An 18,234-nucleotide genomic window follows, 5' to 3' on the forward strand; every position below is an offset into this window, starting at 1 on the left:
AAATTACCCCCATTTCATGTTCTGTTTCGTAATTGAAGAGGACAGTAATAACTAATTATATCCATAAGCTGTTCCGATTCTTCTGATGACACGTTTTCAGATAAACGTGCTCCGGCAATAATTGGAGCCCACTGGAAGATTTCTTCTTTTGACAAATCGCTTTTCTCACAATACAATCGCAAATACATATCTGCTAACTCCATTGAAAAATGTGAGTACAAAAGATACGTGCGGTATATGTCCGCACGAATATCTCCTGCACTGGAATCAACCCAGTCTATAATTGCTACTTTATGATCTGACATAATCAAATTGAAAAGATGGAAATCTCCATGACACAGCCTCTTCTCATATGTCATTGAATCCAATTTATGTATTAAAGTAGACTTATATTTTTCGTCTAATTTAGGAGCGAGTTCAATTTGCCGTCTTAATTTACCAGCCATCGGCTCAAGCGGATCATTAGCAGTAATCATATGAATTCTTTGCTGTATATCAATGGATATTTTCATGTAATACTCTGCTTTCTGCCTATTTTCAAATAGGATATCCCCCATTGTTCTCCCCTTAATATATTCCATAATGATGGCTTGCTTCCCATCAATTTCTGTGACATCCAATATTTCAGGCACAAATAGTCCGCACGAATAAGCAAATTTCTGCTTATTTGCTTCATAAACAGATTCTGATTTCGGTAAATAATCATTGAATATTTTGATAATCTTATTTTCCCAAAGGTATATAGTTGCTGTATTCCCTTTTGCTATTGGTTGACCTAATTCCAATTGTAATCTCTCCTTGATCTGTTCTGAACACATCCATTTTAAATATCAACTAATTTCACATAAATCAATATTAGCATAATATTCCAATTATTGATGATGAAAATCGGTTAGGCACACAACCCAATATAGTTTTATTGCTTATTGCTTTTCTGAAATAAAATCTACTGCTTCAATAAGTTGATTAGTTAAGTCATCAGGCAAACTATGTCCCATACCTTTTTTAACAATTAACTTACAAGGAACCCCATTTTCTCTTAAGATATCCACTGCTTTTAGAGTCTTATCATAAAACGGATCTTTATCTCCTGTGATAACACAACCTCTTACATTTATTTCACTATTTAAGCGCAGGATTTCTTCTATTTCTTCTGTATTTTCAAATGAAGGAACTATTGCTATAAATCCATTAAATTTTATTAAATTATTCTTAATACTCAGCTCAATTGCTGTCTTACCTCCCTGCGATGCTCCTGCTATTATGTTCTCTTTTGCTGCAAGGTCGTATTTTCTCTTAAATTGATTGAATGTATCAGTAACATCTTTTTCTGCAACATCTTGATTATCCCAGGAATAACACTCATGACTAAACAACTGAGAAGATTGGGGAAATCCCAATAAATATTTTGATAAAATGGCTGATTCACTCCACTGTTCAGTGAAATCTTTAGCGTTTGAACCTTTCCAATGTAATGCAAAAATAGAAGTGATAGCTTTAAGATTACCCACCACTTGCAATGAAGCTTTAGCATTCTTCTTTTCTGCTTCATATTTCGCTTTGCACAGTTCTAAAACTTTTTGAAATTCTACCTTTTCTTTGAGTGGTTGTAACTCAGTGTCATTCGTTAGCAGTTCTGGATTCCACCAAAATCCTCGATCTAATACTTCGGATAGTTCTGATATTGCTTTATCGTTGTTTCCTTGCAACATACAAATACCAGCTTTCCAATGCCCTAGTCGATCTAGTTTTTCTGGAAATTGCTCCTTAGCTTTTTCTAAAAGCAAAGCCGCTTTTGTAAAATTCTCCTCTTGCACCAAGTTAACTGCCTTTTGTTGAATTTTTGTAAACCCATTATTTGGTTTTGTGGCTCCCATAAAAAATCCCTCCCTATCCAAAAAGCTTTAATAAAGCGTACAAAATAAATCCTATACCGATAAATATGATAATAAATCTAATGATAAATCTAATTATCCAATACAGTTTAGAACGAATAAAAAAATCAATAATACCAACCGATAAGAACAACCCCTAAAATAAAAATGATTAAAATATCCGACAAACTCACTTCCCTGCGTATATCATACACTTATTTATTACTGATCTTTCTACATTGATTTACTCTCCAGTTAGCAAGTACGTATAACCGTTCACAATATCTGTATTTATTTTAACACAAATATTCAGAATACCTTGTAAAATCAAGCGAAAACTAAACAACTCACAAGCTTATTAGTAAATTTATGTATATGAATTTGTAGGACACAATGTAGACTTACACTAGCTATTGTCATCTACTAAACTGGCGCACAAATTACACTACAATATCAATGGGTTTTTAAATCCTATTATACTAATAAAAAATGACCATCAAATTTGCATACAAAATTGATGGTCACTTCATTACATTATTAATATTTGCAACATAGGAAACGGAACCCGTAATTCTACTTCTCACTTTCACCTGGTACTTCCCCAGATGCTCTTATCTAAACAAATCGAATAACCGGTCCCAGAATCCTTTTTTCTCTTCTTCCTGTTCTTTAGTTTCTTGCTTGTCATCATCTTTTTTTATACTTTCCGTTTTAATGACAAATTGTACGGAATTGACCTTTTTATTTTTCGGTGAAACAAATGAAACGGGATTAAAATCGGATTTATCGTATTCATTAATCATTTGGTCGATTTCAGTTTGCATTTGATCAGGTAAATCATTTGTTGATTCAGCTAACTCAGTTGTACCTTCATGAAGTTCATTCACGCCATTTTCCAATTCACTAGTTCCATCTGTCAGGTCTGTGATGCCTCCATGCAATTCACCATATGACTTTGATACTTCGGATACGCCACCAGTATAATCAGCCAACCCAGAATGGAACGATTGATAATTGGAAGATAGCGTGCTTAAGCCTTGTTGTAATTTTTTCATCGATTCGTCGACATTCATATTATCTAAGCTCTCGCCCAAATTATCAGCCATAGTTTCAACATTCGTCTTCATTGTTTGCAGTGACCCTATGACGCCATCTAATGTCGGGCTCACAGCTTGAAAGGCTTTTTTGACACTGGAATAGGTACTTTTCGCTGCACCCGCCGCTTTATGAGTTTTAATCAGTTTTTCAATAACCTCAGGATCTGCATTGCTAGCTTTCAATTTCTTAATTTCATCGTCAGAAATATCACCCGCAGGAATCGCTGCCATCGATTTATCCAATGCCTTATAAGCTTTAGCATATTTGTTCTTTAAATCAGACAAACCTTTCTTCGTTTCCCCTAAGCCATTTGCAATTTCAGTGAGCCCTTTTTGTAATTTCTTTAATTCACCCACATTCGTCTCATTAGAACCACTTCCTACTGACTGACTCATTTCTTCGAGGGCTTTATCAATTTCCTTAGATCCTTTAATTAGTTCAGAGGATCGATTAGCGAGTTTATTAATTCCATTTTTATACGATGGCGAACCTTCCTGTAAGCTTGCGGCGCCATTATTTAATTCGGCTATTCCTTCATTCAGTTCACCAACACCATCATTTATTTCTTCTGTTGCATCTGACAGAGACTTCATATCTTCGGTCATGTCTTCAGAGTCTGGTGAGTCAATCGACATAGAGGATGTTACTGCCGAAATTTCAATACTTTCCATCTCTAAATCTTTCACATCTGCCTTTACCACAAAGCTTTCTTCTTTTTCCGGCATAACAGTAAAGGTGACCTGTTTATTCTTTCCTGCATTGGCAATCGTTCCATTTTCAGCTTCGATATTTTGATAGATTTCCGAATTTAAAGGGAGTGATATCTGTAACATATAATTCTCAAAAAAATTGGAATTGGCCTTTTGGTTTGCCTTTGTATCAATATGAATTTCAAACTGACCATCTTTACCTAACAGTTCATCAGGTGACACTGTTTCACCGTTCAATTTATAGGAAACATTGATATCCCATGGTAACGGTTTATTCTTAATATTTCCCTGATAATAAAACTCATCTTCTTTTGCTGTAAACGAAACTTGATTATCGTTTAGCTTCATATCTGTTAAATTAGTTAAATTTTCAATACCGGTATATGGTCCAAAGTCAACCATTTTTCCAGGCTTATCAACCGTAAAGCTGTTGACGACGTACATCTCTTTCTGATCACCATTGGCATTTAGTGTGGCATATACGACTTCACTCTTCTCTGAATACGTTCCATCTGCGGAAGATTCATTTGTCGCAGCTGTTACCAATGTTGTTGGCATTACAAGAAGGCATATCATGAATACCGCGGTTATCCGTTTAAATCTCATTATCATTTCCCTTTCCCTTTATAGAAGTTTGCTCTTAGTGTTGTTTTTTCAATTACTCGATCGAATATAACCAGCATAGCCGGCAGGACAAATACGACCATAATAAATGCGAGTAACGCACCTCTGCCTAGTAATAAACCGATTGAAGACACAATTGGATTTGAAGAAGTTAATGATAAAATAAATCCAACACTCGATAAGATCGAAGCGGAAATAAATATCGCAAAAATCTTATCATCAATCGTTTTTTTAATTGCCTCCATTGCTGGCATTTCTTTACGAAGGTTTTGGTATGTCTCCGTAAATAAAATGCCGTAATCGACTGTTGCGGCAAGTTGTACCGTACTGATAATTAAATAACCAACATACACCAACGACGAATCCATAAAGTATGGAACCGATAAGTTGAACCAAACTGCAGATTGAATCGTCAATAATAAGACAGCAGGTATGGAGATTGATCGGAATGTAATTAAAAGCACGATCGCAATTGCAATTACCGTTAGCAAATTCACGACTGTGTTATCTTCTTCAACGATTCTTTTCATATCATATAATGTTACACTCTCACCAAGTAGGTGGTTGTCATCATAATAGGTTTCAGCTGTATCTCGAACATCCTCAATTAACGAAAACGCTGCTTCCCCTTCCGAACCTGTTTCAGTGTTCAGTGTGATTCGCGTGTAGTTCTCTGAATAAAATTGTTCCGTCGTTGATTCCTCTAAATAGTCAGGAGGAATGGCCGAACTGACGACATTCACATAGGAAATAACACTCGACACATTAGGTAGTTTCTCTAACTGTTGAACGAGCTCTTCTTCCTTAGCCATATCACCATTAGGAACAAGTAAGGCCATTGGCGTGTTTTCCCCAAATTCTTCCTGTATAGCTGCTGCATCTGCACCAGCACGTGTTGTCTCCGGCTGTTCCCCAGTACCATATATAAAGGATGTTCCACTTTGTGCTAAGAATGCCGGCACAATTAATAGTAAAACTAATAATAAACTTGGAATCCTAAATTTCATAACGTGCTTCCCGATATTCTTAATACTTGGAACAAGTGGTCTGTGTTGTGTACGATCAATCCACTTGTAAAACATCAGTGTTAAAGCAGGTAAGAAGACGATGACACTAATAAAACTCAGAACAATTCCTTTCACTAGGTTAAGACCTAGGTCTGCTCCAATGCCAAAGTCCATAAATGTGAGTGCCATAAAACCGAAAAATGTTGTTGATGCACTCGCTGCAATAGCTGGGAATGATCGTTTTATAGCTAGTTGCATCGCTTCTTTAGGATCTGAAACTTGCTTTCGATAATCGGAGAAACTATGAAGTAAAAAGATCGCATAGTCCAGCGATACAGCAAGCTGTAAGATCGGTGCCACCGATTGTGTTACATACGATATTTCGCCGATAAAAATATTTGTACCTAAATTAATGATTACAGAAACCCCTATAGCCGTTAAAAAGAATAACGGTTCCATCCAGGAGCTAGTGGATAGAACTAAAATGATGATAATGATTGGAACCAATAATAAGGCTGCATTTAAAGACTCTTTACCAGCCATTTTTTGTGATGTCGCCGTGTCTACTGCCTCACCTGAAATGGCATTTTCCTCACCAATCAGATTATAAATTTTTTCAGTAGCTTCGACTTCTTCACCTTCACGAATATTTATGGAAAATAAGGCTGATTCATCCTGATAATACGATTCGACAGTATCCTGATTAGCCATTTCGATTGGCGTTTTTATATCCATAACATCATCTAACCAAGTCACTGAAGTTACACCATCGATCGCTGCTAATTTATCTTTGTATGCTGAGGCTTCGGTAATCGAGACATCCCGAACCATCACCCTCGCATTCGCAATCGGCTCATCGAATTCTTTTTCCATTAAATCCATAGCCACTATTGATGGTGCATCATCTGGCAGATAATCAACCATATTGTAATTGACTGAAACAGCAAATTGCGCAATTGTACTAATTAGCGCAATGATGATAAATGTTATCACAATGGGTTTTTTATGTTTGATAATTCTTGCTGGTTGGTCAATAAGACTTCATCCTTTCTTGCAATAATACCTTAATACACTTTATCATTGTAATAGACACTGTGTTGGATAATCAACAAACAGTTTTATAAATACCGTCAGCTATTCAACACATTATTAAATTGTGTTGGATTTCCATCAGAAAAACTTAGTGATTGTATGAAAGTAGTAGTTATACTTTTAAGGAGGATTTTCAAATTGAGTCAGAAGTTAGACCGGCGTAAAAAATACACCCGCAAAATATTAAAGGAAAGTATTATTACATTACTGGCCGAAAAACCTATATCTGCCATAACCGTAAAGGAAATCTGTGAAATGGCAGATATTAATCGTTCTACTTTTTACACACATTATGCAGATCATTACGATTTACTGGATAAAATAGAAGCGGAAATTTCGGAGGATATGATTAAGTATCTAAGCAGTTATAGCTTTACAATCGAAGAAGAGTCACAAAGGATGACTCAAAAATTATTAGAATACATTACAATTAATAAATTTATGTTCCAAACATTATTAATGAAAAATGGTGACCCCACTTTTGAGCAGCGTCTGATGAATATCGCTCAACGTTTTATGATGAAAAATCGGATGGCAGTCAATCATATAAATGAGGTAGAATCAAGGTATTTCAGCACGTTCGTTGTAAGTGGAGCTATAAATGTCATTAAGGATTGGATTGAAAATGATATGGACCAGTCCCCAAAAGAAATGGCTGTTATAATTAATAAATTTGTAAACTATGGAATGTCTTATTTAGATTGATTATCTATGTCTCAACATAACGTCTGTCAATATATATAAAATATAGGAAATTATAGACAAACAGAAGGGAATCAGAAATAGATAAAAGTCAAAAGTGTTATGCTCTGAGATCATAACATCATCCACATCAGGTATTTGGAAAAGTAATGACTTCAAGAGGTACATGCTTATCAGAAAGAATATAGTTCCTACGACTAGAAAAGCCTTTCTTTTCGCTTTCTTAAGTCCAATTAAAGAAATAATTAACAGAACGAATCCCAGAGGAAAAACAGTATAAGAAAAAATGATTGGAATTTCACTTTCAAACGGCATTAAAATCACCCTTTCTGTTCTTCGTTGGTAACCGAGACAGACATAAAATTATAAACTTAAGCTGTTCTATGTCATTGCCTAATCTTTGATATATTTGATGTCGTTTTTCCCAGTAGGTGGTTCCTCTGTAACAGCAATCCAAAACTTAATTTGCAGAGGATAATCACCAGTGATTTCTTTATAGTAGGTGATTTGCTTTGCGGGTTCACCAAACACTTTCACTTGTTTAACACCTTCCATATTACTATCCGTTGATGTTTTCAGAGTCATAACAGGAGAACCTTTCGCAGAAAAATATGTTGCTCGGCCCCTTCCCTTTATCCACTCTAACTGTCCGTTTCTGTTTTTTAAAATTGCTTCTTTCAATCTCCTGTCAGCACTCAAACCCACTACAAAAATATAATTGTCTTTAACCTCATAATCTATGATATCTTCAACTAAAAAGCCATTTCGAACCATTTGTTCTTGAATTTGTTCTTCAAAGGTTTTCGTTACATCTGAATCGATGTTTATTATCTCTTTCACTTTAAAATCATTAGAGTCCCAATCCTCTTCAGGTGTATTATCAATATAGGCTATTTTAACGGTTTGACCTATTGCAAAATCAGACGTATCTTTTACTTTTAGTGGCCTACTATCTACATAAATCATATCTTCTTCTATCTTTGTTATGTCACCAGATATTGTATTTTCCTCAGAATAATTAGAACATCCAACTAAACCAAGGATTAATGTGAACACGAAAAGAATTCTCAACAAAAATCCTCCAATCACCCAAGTGTCAGTTTTATTGTCAGACAACTCTATTGCATTAGCGCAATTTGAAATACAGACAAATATTCATTCCATGATAACCTTAAAATCCTCAACCACAGGTTCTTCATTTGTATATGCAGTCCAATACATATATTGCTTAGAAAAATTACCCGTAAAATTTTCTACGTACGTCACCGCTTTTGCCGACTTTCCTAACACTTTAATCTCTTTCACTTTTGTATCCCTTGCATTTTCACTTGGCATGAGAATCGAAACCGAAGGATATTCATCTCTTCCAAATACTATAGCATCAGCTTCCTCAGTACTCATTGTCTTTTTACGATCATCTGGACGTGCTACCCATTCTAATTTTCTACCATTATTTTTTTATAATAACTAAATCAGGACTATGATTGCTTCTATTTTGTATATTATTGAAAATCACTAAAGGAAGTCCCCTTTTATGTCATAGTCAATAATTTCTTTTTTGTTTAAATTGTTTTCAGACATAACATCGATAATTTGTTCTTCCAATACTGCTGACCTTCTTTTTGGTGATGCAAAGACTTCACTCTTACTGAAAATCTATGGAGTTATTTTACCACAAATATTCTGAATTCACTAAATCAGTTTTTACGAAATACCATTAAAAAGACCATCAAATCAGCGTACTATTTGATGGTCAATTTGTTTACATTATTAATTTGTGATAAATGGTCTTTAGCTAGCATCGCCAACTTCACGCTGCGGTTTTTTAACAAAGAATGATAAACCTAAGCCAACTAAAGAGATAACTCCAGCGACAATAAAGGAGACATTAACACCATGAATAAGTCCAGGTATTCCTTCATCAGGAATAGCATTGTTAGTCATAACCGACACAAGCAGGGCTGTTCCAACCGCACCTGCTATTTGTCGCATTGTATTATTCATCGCCGTACCATGTGGTATTACGTCAGTTGGAATTTGATTTAACCCAGCTGTTGTGACGGGCATCATCACCATTGCAACCCCAAGCATTCGGACAGCATTTACCACTGCCAAATACGTAAATGTTGTCTCGGTGGTTAGATTGGTAAACATAAAGGTCGTAACTGTTAAGATGAATAATCCTATAATAGCCAGCCATCTCGCGCCAAATTTATCAAATAGACGACCGGTAATTGGGTTCATTGCTCCCATCAACAGAGCCCCTGGCAGGAGCATTAATCCTGATTCAAAAGCGGTAAACCCTAGCATATTCTGCATCAGTAATGGCAACACAACCGCTGCGCCAATCATAGCCATGAATACAATCATGCCAAGTATAGTAGTTAAAGTGAATATTTTGTACTTAAATATCCTGAATTCAAGGATTGGCTGTTCCAGTTTGAACTGCCTAAGAATAAATAGCGTAAGTGCAATAGCACCAACAACCATTGAGATAATTACCTCGTTACTGGTCCAGCCTCCACTTCCAGCCGTACTAAATCCAAATAGCAATCCGCCAAATCCTAATGTTGAAAGGATGATTGATAACGTATCAACCTTTGGAAACGTCTGCTTTGTCACATTTTTAAGAATGAAATAAGCAACAATAATATCGATAATAATGATTGGTAAGATTACATAAAACAAGCTTCTCCATGGGAAATGCTCTACTAAATAACCCGATAGTGTCGGACCTATTGCTGGTGCAAAAGATATTACTAAACCGAACATACCCATCGCTGTTCCTCGTTTTGCAACAGGAAAAATAAGAAATAGGATTGTCTGCATGAGTGGCATTATAATACCAGCACCACCTGCCTGGGCAATTCGCCCAACCATTAATACTGCAAAGTTCGGTGCTATAGCACAAATTACTGTACCTACACCAAATATTCCCATCGCTGTTAAAAACAGTCCTCTTGTAGTGTAGCGCTGAATTAGAAAAGCTGTTATTGGTATCATGATTCCGTTAACTAGCATAAAAATAGACTGCAGCCACTGTGCAGTATTCTCATCTAAGGACAAGTCCCTCATTATATGCGGTAACGCTGTGGCTAATAAAGTTTGGTTCAGAATGGCAGCAAAAGCCCCTGATATTAACACTAGCATGAGTGGTACTTTATTTATTTTTTCTCCTGTTTGTGATGATCCCTGACTTTCTGCCATTATCTTTCTTCCTTCTTTCTTTTATATTAAGATCGTTAATTACCATTTAACACGAACAACATTATACACTAACACAACTAATGAAAGACTAAAAGGAAAAAACAATACTTATCCTATTTTCCTATTTTTAGTACGAATCAATATAGGTCTATTTAATCGTTTTAGATTATTTAAAAGAGGTATATATATTAAATAAGACAAGGAGGGGATAGACGATGGGCAAAATTCACTTGATTCCTTATCAGATCGAAGAAATTCAGGATACAGCGACAGACATCCCAGAAGGAGTTTCCATGATTCAGGCGCCTGACGCCTGGGACGAAGCAGAGAAAGGCCTTGGAAATGTTGTCGCAATAATCGATACCGGCTGCCAAATAGACCACCCAGATTTGAAAGAACAAATAATTGATGGGAGGAACTTCACTTCTGATTACAGCGGGGATAAAGATAATTACGATGACAACAACGGTCATGGCACCCATGTGGCAGGAACAATTGCCGCTTCATCTGCTCAGGAAGGAGGAATATCCGGTGTCGCTCCAAATGCCAAACTTTTGATTATAAAAGTTTTAAGTGGAGATGGCAGCGGTAATTATCAATGGATTATCGATGGGATAAATCATGCTGTGAATTGGGAAGGACCTAATGGCGAAAAAGTAAGAGTTATATCCATGTCACTCGGCGGACCTGAAGATGTACCGGAACTTTATAAATCTGTAAAACAAGCAGTTGATTCTGGCATCCCAGTAGTATGCGCCGCCGGTAATGAAGGTGATGGCCGTCCAGCGACTGATGAATTCGCATACCCCGGCGCCTACAATGAAGTAACACAAGTTGGAGCCATTAACTTTGACAAAGAAATTGCACCCTTCAGCAATACCAATGATGAAATCGACCTTGTCGCTCCGGGAGTGAAAATTTTATCTACTTATATTGATAGTAAGTATGCTCGTTTATCAGGCACATCCATGGCTACACCACATGTATCTGGCGCGCTGGCCTTAGTTATTAACATTGCAGAAAAGCAATTTGATCGACGTTTATCCGAAACAGAACTTTATGCCCAGCTTGTTAGACGCACAGTACCTCTAGGTTATCCAAAATCAGCAGAAGGAAACGGACTTATTGCACTAGCAATCCTGGAACAGTTCGAACAGCTTTTCCAAACCTTCAACAGACATTATGCTAGTAACTAAGTGGATTGGGTGGTGGGAATTATGCTTGGTCAGCTACTATGCTCTATTTTTGGCGATAGCGGAATGAGGATCCGCCTAGTTCTGGTATGTGATCGTGGCGGATCCTCATTCCGTTATATGTTACAAAAACTGCTCAAATGTTACTGAAGTGAATCCTCATTCCGTTATTAGTCCAAAAAGATGGGTAAATGATGGCGAAAAGGGCAAATAGCGGAATGAGGATCCGGACCACATGCTAAAAGTCATTATTTGAGGTGAATAGCGGAATGAGGATCCGCCTGGCAGCACCGGCTCAGAACCAAGTCACTGCAACAACTACTAATCACATAACTATCGCCTGATTTTATAGGTTCGTGCACGTTCTTTGCCACTTGCAACAATTAATATCTGCTGTTCTACTAGTCTATGCAAAATTTTCCGAGCATGGCGATCGCTGATGTGAAGATGGTGAGCAAGTTCAATTGGAGTAAAATACCTTAACAACCGTCTTGCATATCGCACAACCTCCGCCTCGAGCCAAGATAATTCAGTGGATACTTCAGTTGAGGTAAATTTACCGATAAAAGCAAGAACAAGCTGTTGACAGCGTTGAGGTTCGTCTTGAATAGATAGATAAGCGATTGGTAAGAGGGTCCATCCATCGAGGGCTAATAATGAGTGCCGCCAGCATAAATCCTTAAATCGTCTAACATCGAGGTCTCTCGCATGTGGACCATACCCTTGAATTTCAATACATCCCTTGGCATCATGTCCTGGTCTATAAGCGAGGTCAAGGTAACGGTAACCATTGTTGAAATCCCGCACTTCCCATTCAGGGTATAAATGATTAAAGTTACCAACTGTTGGAAACCAAATAGAACGAAGAAATTGAACCGTACCGTGACCTAACCCCTTTTTCAGAAGTTCACGTCTCCTATGGTTCTTCTCTTCGGTAATTTGTACTTGAATCCATTCTTCATATTTTTGTTCGAATCCTGGCATCGTTCACTTTCCTTTCTGGTATTATATTTTTATTTGAGTAGATAAAAGATGATTTTCCGTGACAGGGATGAATATGCACTCCGTTAAAGACTAGCTCTCGAGGCGAATAATACGTGGAAATAGAGGATAATATGTCAGTTTTATAGGACTTCTTAATTATACTGTATTAATAGATTTTAGAAAACTATTCTTTTTGTTCGAAAACCCGCTTTCGACTTGGCCTATCATCAATCCTTAGTTGCACTTATGCAGTAAGAAAGTTTATGAGCCACACTTTCTCAAAAAAGTAAGGCGACTTCCCCCACACAAACTTATCCTTATGAATTCAACGATTTAAATGGTACATTATTTATAAACCAAATCTATAAGGAGGTTTCACAAAATGTCAAAGGACAAATGGGATAGCAGATTTTCAGAAGAAGGTTATGTATATGGCACAACTGAGAATGACTTCATTCGAGAGATGAGTGAGCAGATTCCACCCCACTCAATTGTTGGTTGCTTTGCAGAAGGAGAGGGTCGTAATGCTGTTTATTTAGCAAGCCTTGGGCATCATGTAACAATGTACGATCAGTCAACAGCCGGCATTGAAAAAGCGAAGAAACTGGCTGAACAGCATCATGTATCCATCGAAACTGCTGCTAAGGATTTAACAAAAGAGAGAGTGGACCCCAACCAATATGATGCTGCTATTATGGTATTTGGACATGTCCCAAAGCAAGGTCAGCAATTTTTAATCGAAAATATAATTCATTCCGTTAAAACTTGGGGGCAGATTATGTTTGAAGTTTACTCAGAAAATCAAATTAACTATAATTCCGGTGGTCCTCCTACTGTAGATAATCTGTATAATCCCTCAGATATTCTAAGCTGGATCAAGCCGTATAAGTGCATTCATTTTTATTATGGAGAAGCAACACGGAACGAAGGAAGCCGTCACACAGGATTGGGTCATGTCATTCAGGTGGTTATCCAAAAATAAATTAGATAGTTACTGTTTTACGTTTATAGTTAATCCATTAACTAAATCAGGGTTTTTCTTTATAGCTTTATTTAATGTTGAATCAATGGCCTTCTTTACTTTATACCGCTCATCGTGTAAAAGTATTTTTATTATACTTTCTGATTCACATATATATTTCATCCCCTCAGCTGATGAAAAAATTTTTGCTATATTCCACCGTGCATTTTCATCACTTATCTCTATCCATTTATTTAACCTTCTCAAAACTTTTGATGGGTAATACCTTAGCAGACCATCCCCGATTGCAAATTGTCCTAAATTTTTCTTTACATATGTACTACTATCAGTTAACAATAACTCCACAATATCAAGCAGTGGCTCTCCATATTCCTCTTTACGTTTTTTACCTGCATACATCGCAGCTATAGATGCAGCACGTCGGACATTCTCTGAGTTGTCACGAGTCCAACTTTTTATATCTTCATAGAATAATTCAAAATGATTCGTAAGTATTTCTCCGCAAGCACCAGCAACCCACTCTCTGACTTCCCAATTTTCATCATTAGCAAGTAACCTTAAAACATTTGAAACTTGACGAGGATATTCATCAAAAACAGACGTAAGTAAATGAGCAGCAATTTCCTTTGCAGTAGCGTCTTCAAACTCTGCAAGTTTAATAGCCATGTCCCTTAATCGTGATTTATCTTGAACAGTAGAAATAACGTATTCTATTGCTTTATTTTTTACAGGTGATTTTGGTGTATTACGCGCCCCCGTTCCGAGCTCTTTTAGAGTTTCGATGGCCCCTCTGAAATTCTCATCTCCAAGCTGATAAACAAATGATTCTAAAGTTTTCTTTGTTTCGTCCATGTCTAATATCCCTCCAAATGCATTAGAAAAAGTTATTTTGATAGACCAGTTGCAATTTTATCTCCTGTTAAAATCCTCACCGGCATGTCGATATTGCCCGACAAGTACCACTTGGTTTTATTTACTTATTACAATATCATTAACCCAATCAGCGTATTGATTAACATAATAGTCATCTATCACAATTCCATTTGGCAACTTACATTTATCTTTTCTCAAATTTCCAAATGGTGTCTTAAACAAATAGGCTGAATCTATAGTCTTCCACTTTTTCATATGTAATCCTCCGTTTTATTCTTCAAACGTCTTCCTAAAACCGTAAAAAGCCCGATAGCCTAGCTCTTCATAATAAGTACGGGATGTACTAGTGGCAAGCATCTCTATTCTTGTTTTGGGATATAGGCTATGCACATATTTAAGTAGTCCCTGTCCAACTCCTAACCCGCGATAGTCGGTACTAACCACTAATTCACCAATAAATAGAGTAATAAACTTATCTGTAATTCCTCGAATATATCCGACAAATTCCCCTTCATCCATTACAACAAATGCGATATTCGAATGGTCCCATGCTTGCTTTGTATCATCTTTTTTCTCTACAAGATTTGTCCAGCCTTCTTTTATATTTAACCTTTGAATATTTATAAAATCACTTTCCGAGTATTCCCGAACATTAACTGACTTACCGTTCCTTAATTTTAGTTCCATATATATCCCCTTTTTCACGCAAAAAAAATTCAGCAGTAATAAACCATTTTCAAAAATTCAAAACTGCTGCCGTTTGTATCCTGCATAAATGTTTCGACATCTTTAAACCCAATTTTCCGATAGACTTTAATCGCTCTTTGATTAAAAGTTGCTACTGATAATGTTATTTCATCAGGTGAATAGTTTGATTTAGCAAATTCCATCCCAGCCTTAACGAATTCCGATCCATTTCCGCTACCAGTTAAATCTGGCCTCATCGCTAGCCCAAGATCTATTGTGTTGTTTTCAGTTTTATTAAAACTAAAAAAGCCAACTACATCACTGTCTTTTGTGACAACATATGTAGAATTTCGTTTGTAGGAGTCTAAAAACACAGCAAGATCCTCCTTATCAGCTTCTATATCATAAAAAGAATATATCCCATCATAGTGCCAGTTATATGCAATATCTTCTGCCTGCTCCTGCGTCATAAATTCAAACGCATAATCCATGATTATCCCCCTCAAATAGTGACACTCCAATTTACTTATACTTAAATTTATCTTCATCGCTATGTTTCTTTTTAACTATATGACTAAATATTTTGCCAATTAATTTTAAAGCAGTACGCAATTGAATCCCCCTTGATGCAACTATTCTATACGTTAACATCCTACTATTCTATCATTTTTTTAAAATTCATCCAGTTTTGAAGTTTTATCTTATGCGTATAGCCTAAAAAGTATTATATTTCCTAATAGGAGGCTTTGGTAATGGCTAACGAAATTTTTGGACCATTTTACTCGAAGGAGGATGCTATCAAAAAGGTGTCGGTATTGGAACTGAAAGGTCTTAAGGCAGAAAATATTACCATCTTTACTAATAAGGAAAATACGGATGAGTTGGAAGATCGTACGGATGTTGACGTGGAAAACAATGCAATAGAAGATGATGAAAAGGATTCTTTCCTAGATAAAATAAAAAAAGTAATGCTTAATTCTCAAGATTCAGGCCTTAATATTCATGAAAAATTAGTTCAACTCGGTGTATCTGACAAACAAGCATCAATGTATGTGGATGCTATTGAATCCGGCGAGATTTTGGTGATAGCTAATGATGAATTAAAAATGGGGAATGACCCAACCAGTGACACTGTCACATTAGAGGAAGAGGTTATCCATCGCAATAATTGACATACTTAAGCGAACAGCACCTGATGCTGTTCGCTTAAACTTTTTTTATTGCTAAACCTCCTTTTTTACGTATAATGAATAAAAAAAGGAGCGTTCCTACAATGTGCTTAATCAATTTTCAGTTTCACGAGCATCCAAACTATAAATTAATAGTTGCGGCAAATCGGGATGAGTTTTACGGGAGACCAACGGCGCAAGCTCGCTTTTGGGATGATGAACCGAACATTCTGGCTGGACGTGATTTAGTCCAGCATGGGACCTGGCTTGGCATCACAAAACAAGGAAGATTTGCAGCATTAACAAATTACCGTGACCCTGGGCAACCAGCGACTGGTCAACAATCACGTGGTGATATAGTCAGGAGCTATTTAGCAGAAGATGCAACACCACAAAATTTTCTTGAATCATTAAAAGTAAACAAGCATAAATATGCAGGATTTAATATAATTATTGGAGACACAGAGCAAATTTTGTATTACAATAACATACAAGATAAAGTTACAGAAATCAATTCAGGTACACACGGACTTAGCAATCATTTTTTAAATACACCATGGCCGAAAGTTACGAAAGGAAAGACAAATTTACATAAATATACAATGACCCAAGAAAAAGTCCAAACAGATAAGTTATTTCAAATCATTTCTGATGCCGAAGAAGCTAAGGATGAAAACTTACCGGAAACAGGTGTTGGATTAGACCTTGAACGAAAGCTCTCACCGTTATTCATCAAGACACCTGAATATGGCACCCGCTCCTCCACTGTTTTGCTAGTAGACAATAATAATGAAGTGACCTTTGTTGAACGTACATACGATAAAGGAAAGTTTGCAAAAGAAAATCAATATAATTTCCAACTACAGAAAGGAGAAAATTGATGTTATCAGACCAGCAATTACTAAGAATTCCCGGACCAACTCCAATTCCCCCAAGCGTACAGCGCGCCATGAGCCAGCCAATGATTGGACATCGGGGTCAGGAAACAAAGCAATTACTCAAAAAAATTAAACCAAAACTAAAACCCATTTTCGGAACCGAACAAGATGTTGCGATTATCACTGGAAGTGGAACAGCGGGTTTGGAAGCAGCAGTTGTCAATACGGTTAGACCCGGGGATGAAGTGTTAGTCATCGCAACAGGTGCTTTTGGTGAACGTTTCGTCAAAATAACTGATGCCTATCAAATAAAAACGCATCGTTATGATGTTGAATGGGGAGAAGCCGTTACACCCGATGACGTTAAGGAATACCTTACAAAATACCCAACGATAAAAGCTGTGTTTGCCACGTTTTGCGAGACATCCACAGGTGTCCTCAATCCAGTACAGAAACTTGCCCAAGTAGTACATTCACATTCAGATGCTTTATTTATTGTCGATGGGGTGTCCTGCATTGGCGGTGTTGAATGCAAAATGGATGAATGGGGTATCGACCTATTGGTAACAGGTTCTCAGAAAGCAATGATGCTTCCCGCTGGTCTAACATTTATAGCTGCAAGTGATCGTGCATGGAAAACAATTGAGCAGAATGAGCAGCCACGCTTCTACTTAGACCTAAAAAAGTACCGTGATAACCTGGAAAAAGATTCAACACCATTCACCCCTGCCTTATCACTTTTATTAGGACTGGAACAGGTATTAACACTTATGAATGAAGAAGGGCTGCAACAGATTCACGAGCGGCACCGGCTAATGATGGAAATGACCAGAGCCGCATTTCGTGCCCTGAATATTCCTCTTTTAACAAGTGATATCGCCGCCTCCCCTACCGTAACAGCGATTAAACCCGCTGATTTTGAAGCGGAGGCATTGCGAAGAGTCCTTAAAGAAGAATTCGGTTTAGCTGTTGCAGGTGGCCAGCAGCATATGAAAGGTGAAATCTTTCGGATTGGCCATATGGGCTACTGCTCTCCAGCAGATGTACTGCAAACAATTAGTATAGTAGAAATTAGCTTACGAAAAATAGGTAAAGACATTGAACTAGGTAAAGGAACACAAGCTGCGCAAGAAATATACTTAGGTTAGGGGTTT

General features: G+C 36.9%; 18 protein-coding genes. 6 read left to right on the plus strand and 12 right to left on the minus strand.

The features are described from left to right. Window positions 1-14: 14 nt before the first annotated feature. From J2Z82_RS01815 to J2Z82_RS01830, 4 genes are all read right to left on the minus strand, one after another. On the minus strand, window positions 15-785 hold the full coding sequence (locus tag J2Z82_RS01815) for an aminoglycoside phosphotransferase family protein (RefSeq protein WP_209479076.1): 771 nt from the start codon (window positions 783-785) through the stop codon (window positions 15-17). Between the two features lie 138 nt (window positions 786-923). Beyond that, window positions 924-1,877 carry an alpha/beta hydrolase gene (locus J2Z82_RS01820; RefSeq protein WP_209479077.1) on the minus strand — a complete coding sequence of 318 codons (954 nt, stop codon included), beginning with the start codon at window positions 1,875-1,877 and terminating at the stop codon, window positions 924-926. 608 nt (window positions 1,878-2,485) lie between these two features. Continuing rightward, entirely contained in the window at window positions 2,486-4,288 is a 1,803-nt protein-coding gene (locus J2Z82_RS01825; RefSeq protein ID WP_245250988.1) for a YhgE/Pip domain-containing protein, read from the minus strand. A 2-nt stretch (window positions 4,289-4,290) separates the two neighbouring features. Further along, a complete protein-coding gene (locus J2Z82_RS01830; RefSeq protein WP_245251021.1) occupies window positions 4,291-6,237 on the minus strand; it encodes an efflux RND transporter permease subunit in 1,947 nt (648 codons plus the stop codon). Between the two features lie 306 nt (window positions 6,238-6,543). On the opposite strand from J2Z82_RS01830, the gene J2Z82_RS01835 reads away from it, so the two are divergent. After that, a complete protein-coding gene (locus J2Z82_RS01835; RefSeq protein WP_209479079.1) occupies window positions 6,544-7,110 on the plus strand; it encodes a TetR/AcrR family transcriptional regulator in 567 nt (188 codons plus the stop codon). Between the two features lie 390 nt (window positions 7,111-7,500). Here J2Z82_RS01835 and J2Z82_RS01840 read toward each other — a convergent pair whose 3' ends face one another. The 3 genes from J2Z82_RS01840 to J2Z82_RS01850 all read right to left on the minus strand — a co-directional run bounded on the left by J2Z82_RS01840 (window position 7,501) and on the right by J2Z82_RS01850 (window position 10,314). After that, the gene (locus J2Z82_RS01840) at window positions 7,501-8,178 is read right to left on the minus strand and encodes a hypothetical protein (RefSeq protein WP_209479080.1); all 678 of its coding nucleotides are present in this window, start codon (window positions 8,176-8,178) and stop codon (window positions 7,501-7,503) included. Between the two features lie 84 nt (window positions 8,179-8,262). After that, complete coding sequence (locus J2Z82_RS01845; RefSeq protein WP_209479081.1) at window positions 8,263-8,508, minus strand: hypothetical protein; 246 nt, start codon at window positions 8,506-8,508, stop codon at window positions 8,263-8,265. A 390-nt stretch (window positions 8,509-8,898) separates the two neighbouring features. Then, window positions 8,899-10,314: an MDR family MFS transporter gene (locus J2Z82_RS01850; RefSeq protein ID WP_209479082.1), complete on the minus strand. Its 1,416-nt coding sequence runs from the start codon at window positions 10,312-10,314 to the stop codon at window positions 8,899-8,901. Window positions 10,315-10,529: 215 nt separating this feature from the next. Here J2Z82_RS01850 and J2Z82_RS01855 point away from each other — a divergent pair, with 215 nt between their 5' ends. Further along, window positions 10,530-11,510 (plus strand): S8 family peptidase, encoded by a 981-nt coding sequence (locus J2Z82_RS01855; protein ID WP_209479083.1) that lies wholly within the window; start codon window positions 10,530-10,532, stop codon window positions 11,508-11,510. Between the two features lie 330 nt (window positions 11,511-11,840). On the opposite strand, the gene J2Z82_RS01860 is transcribed toward J2Z82_RS01855, so the two are convergent. Next, complete coding sequence (locus J2Z82_RS01860) at window positions 11,841-12,491, minus strand: transcriptional regulator (protein WP_209479084.1); 651 nt, start codon at window positions 12,489-12,491, stop codon at window positions 11,841-11,843. Window positions 12,492-12,873: 382 nt separating this feature from the next. Between J2Z82_RS01860 and J2Z82_RS01865 the strand changes: the two genes are divergently transcribed. Then, entirely contained in the window at window positions 12,874-13,473 is a 600-nt protein-coding gene (locus J2Z82_RS01865; protein ID WP_209479085.1) for a class I SAM-dependent methyltransferase, read from the plus strand. Between the two features lie 9 nt (window positions 13,474-13,482). On the opposite strand, the gene J2Z82_RS01870 is transcribed toward J2Z82_RS01865, so the two are convergent. The 4 genes from J2Z82_RS01870 to J2Z82_RS01885 form a co-directional block, all read right to left on the minus strand. Continuing rightward, complete coding sequence (locus J2Z82_RS01870; RefSeq protein WP_209479086.1) at window positions 13,483-14,325, minus strand: DNA alkylation repair protein; 843 nt, start codon at window positions 14,323-14,325, stop codon at window positions 13,483-13,485. Window positions 14,326-14,442: 117 nt separating this feature from the next. Next, a complete protein-coding gene (locus J2Z82_RS01875; RefSeq protein ID WP_245250989.1) occupies window positions 14,443-14,601 on the minus strand; it encodes a hypothetical protein in 159 nt (52 codons plus the stop codon). 15 nt (window positions 14,602-14,616) lie between these two features. Continuing rightward, window positions 14,617-15,033 carry a GNAT family N-acetyltransferase gene (locus J2Z82_RS01880; RefSeq protein ID WP_209479087.1) on the minus strand — a complete coding sequence of 139 codons (417 nt, stop codon included), beginning with the start codon at window positions 15,031-15,033 and terminating at the stop codon, window positions 14,617-14,619. A gap of 29 nt (window positions 15,034-15,062) precedes the next feature. Next, window positions 15,063-15,524, minus strand: coding sequence for a GNAT family N-acetyltransferase (locus J2Z82_RS01885; RefSeq protein ID WP_209479088.1), 462 nt, complete (start codon window positions 15,522-15,524; stop codon window positions 15,063-15,065). A gap of 261 nt (window positions 15,525-15,785) precedes the next feature. Here J2Z82_RS01885 and J2Z82_RS01890 point away from each other — a divergent pair, with 261 nt between their 5' ends. The 3 genes from J2Z82_RS01890 (at window position 15,786) to J2Z82_RS01900 (ending at window position 18,228) form a co-directional block, all read left to right on the plus strand. Next, window positions 15,786-16,205: a general stress protein gene (locus tag J2Z82_RS01890; protein ID WP_209479089.1), complete on the plus strand. Its 420-nt coding sequence runs from the start codon at window positions 15,786-15,788 to the stop codon at window positions 16,203-16,205. Between the two features lie 101 nt (window positions 16,206-16,306). Further along, complete coding sequence (locus J2Z82_RS01895) at window positions 16,307-17,083, plus strand: NRDE family protein (RefSeq protein WP_209479090.1); 777 nt, start codon at window positions 16,307-16,309, stop codon at window positions 17,081-17,083. Then, entirely contained in the window at window positions 17,083-18,228 is a 1,146-nt protein-coding gene (locus J2Z82_RS01900) for a pyridoxal-phosphate-dependent aminotransferase family protein (protein WP_209479091.1), read from the plus strand. The genes J2Z82_RS01895 and J2Z82_RS01900 overlap by 1 nt, the downstream gene beginning before the upstream one ends. The last annotated feature ends 6 nt before the right edge of the window (window positions 18,229-18,234 follow it).

Origin of the sequence: Virgibacillus litoralis, assembly GCF_017873675.1 — a bacterium.
Lineage (GTDB): Bacteria > Bacillota > Bacilli > Bacillales > Amphibacillaceae > Lentibacillus > Lentibacillus litoralis.

What these genes read in the sequence shown, in the direction of transcription:
- J2Z82_RS01900 (WP_209479091.1), top strand. Translation starts at nt 17,083, where the DNA reads ATGTTATCAGACCAGCAATTACTAAGAATTCCCGGACCAACTCCAATT.
- J2Z82_RS01885 (WP_209479088.1), bottom strand. Translation starts at nt 15,524, where the DNA reads ATGGATTATGCGTTTGAATTTATGACGCAGGAGCAGGCAGAAGATATT.
- J2Z82_RS01825 (WP_245250988.1), bottom strand. Translation starts at nt 4,288, where the DNA reads ATGAGATTTAAACGGATAACCGCGGTATTCATGATATGCCTTCTTGTA.
- J2Z82_RS01870 (WP_209479086.1), bottom strand. Translation starts at nt 14,325, where the DNA reads ATGGACGAAACAAAGAAAACTTTAGAATCATTTGTTTATCAGCTTGGA.
- J2Z82_RS01875 (WP_245250989.1), bottom strand. Translation starts at nt 14,601, where the DNA reads ATGAAAAAGTGGAAGACTATAGATTCAGCCTATTTGTTTAAGACACCA.
- J2Z82_RS01855 (WP_209479083.1), top strand. Translation starts at nt 10,530, where the DNA reads ATGGGCAAAATTCACTTGATTCCTTATCAGATCGAAGAAATTCAGGAT.
- J2Z82_RS01850 (WP_209479082.1), bottom strand. Translation starts at nt 10,314, where the DNA reads ATGGCAGAAAGTCAGGGATCATCACAAACAGGAGAAAAAATAAATAAA.
- J2Z82_RS01830 (WP_245251021.1), bottom strand. Translation starts at nt 6,237, where the DNA reads ATGGTTGATTATCTGCCAGATGATGCACCATCAATAGTGGCTATGGAT.
- J2Z82_RS01880 (WP_209479087.1), bottom strand. Translation starts at nt 15,033, where the DNA reads ATGGAACTAAAATTAAGGAACGGTAAGTCAGTTAATGTTCGGGAATAC.
- J2Z82_RS01895 (WP_209479090.1), top strand. Translation starts at nt 16,307, where the DNA reads ATGTGCTTAATCAATTTTCAGTTTCACGAGCATCCAAACTATAAATTA.
- J2Z82_RS01865 (WP_209479085.1), top strand. Translation starts at nt 12,874, where the DNA reads ATGTCAAAGGACAAATGGGATAGCAGATTTTCAGAAGAAGGTTATGTA.
- J2Z82_RS01845 (WP_209479081.1), bottom strand. Translation starts at nt 8,508, where the DNA reads ATGAGTACTGAGGAAGCTGATGCTATAGTATTTGGAAGAGATGAATAT.
- J2Z82_RS01820 (WP_209479077.1), bottom strand. Translation starts at nt 1,877, where the DNA reads ATGGGAGCCACAAAACCAAATAATGGGTTTACAAAAATTCAACAAAAG.
- J2Z82_RS01860 (WP_209479084.1), bottom strand. Translation starts at nt 12,491, where the DNA reads ATGCCAGGATTCGAACAAAAATATGAAGAATGGATTCAAGTACAAATT.
- J2Z82_RS01890 (WP_209479089.1), top strand. Translation starts at nt 15,786, where the DNA reads ATGGCTAACGAAATTTTTGGACCATTTTACTCGAAGGAGGATGCTATC.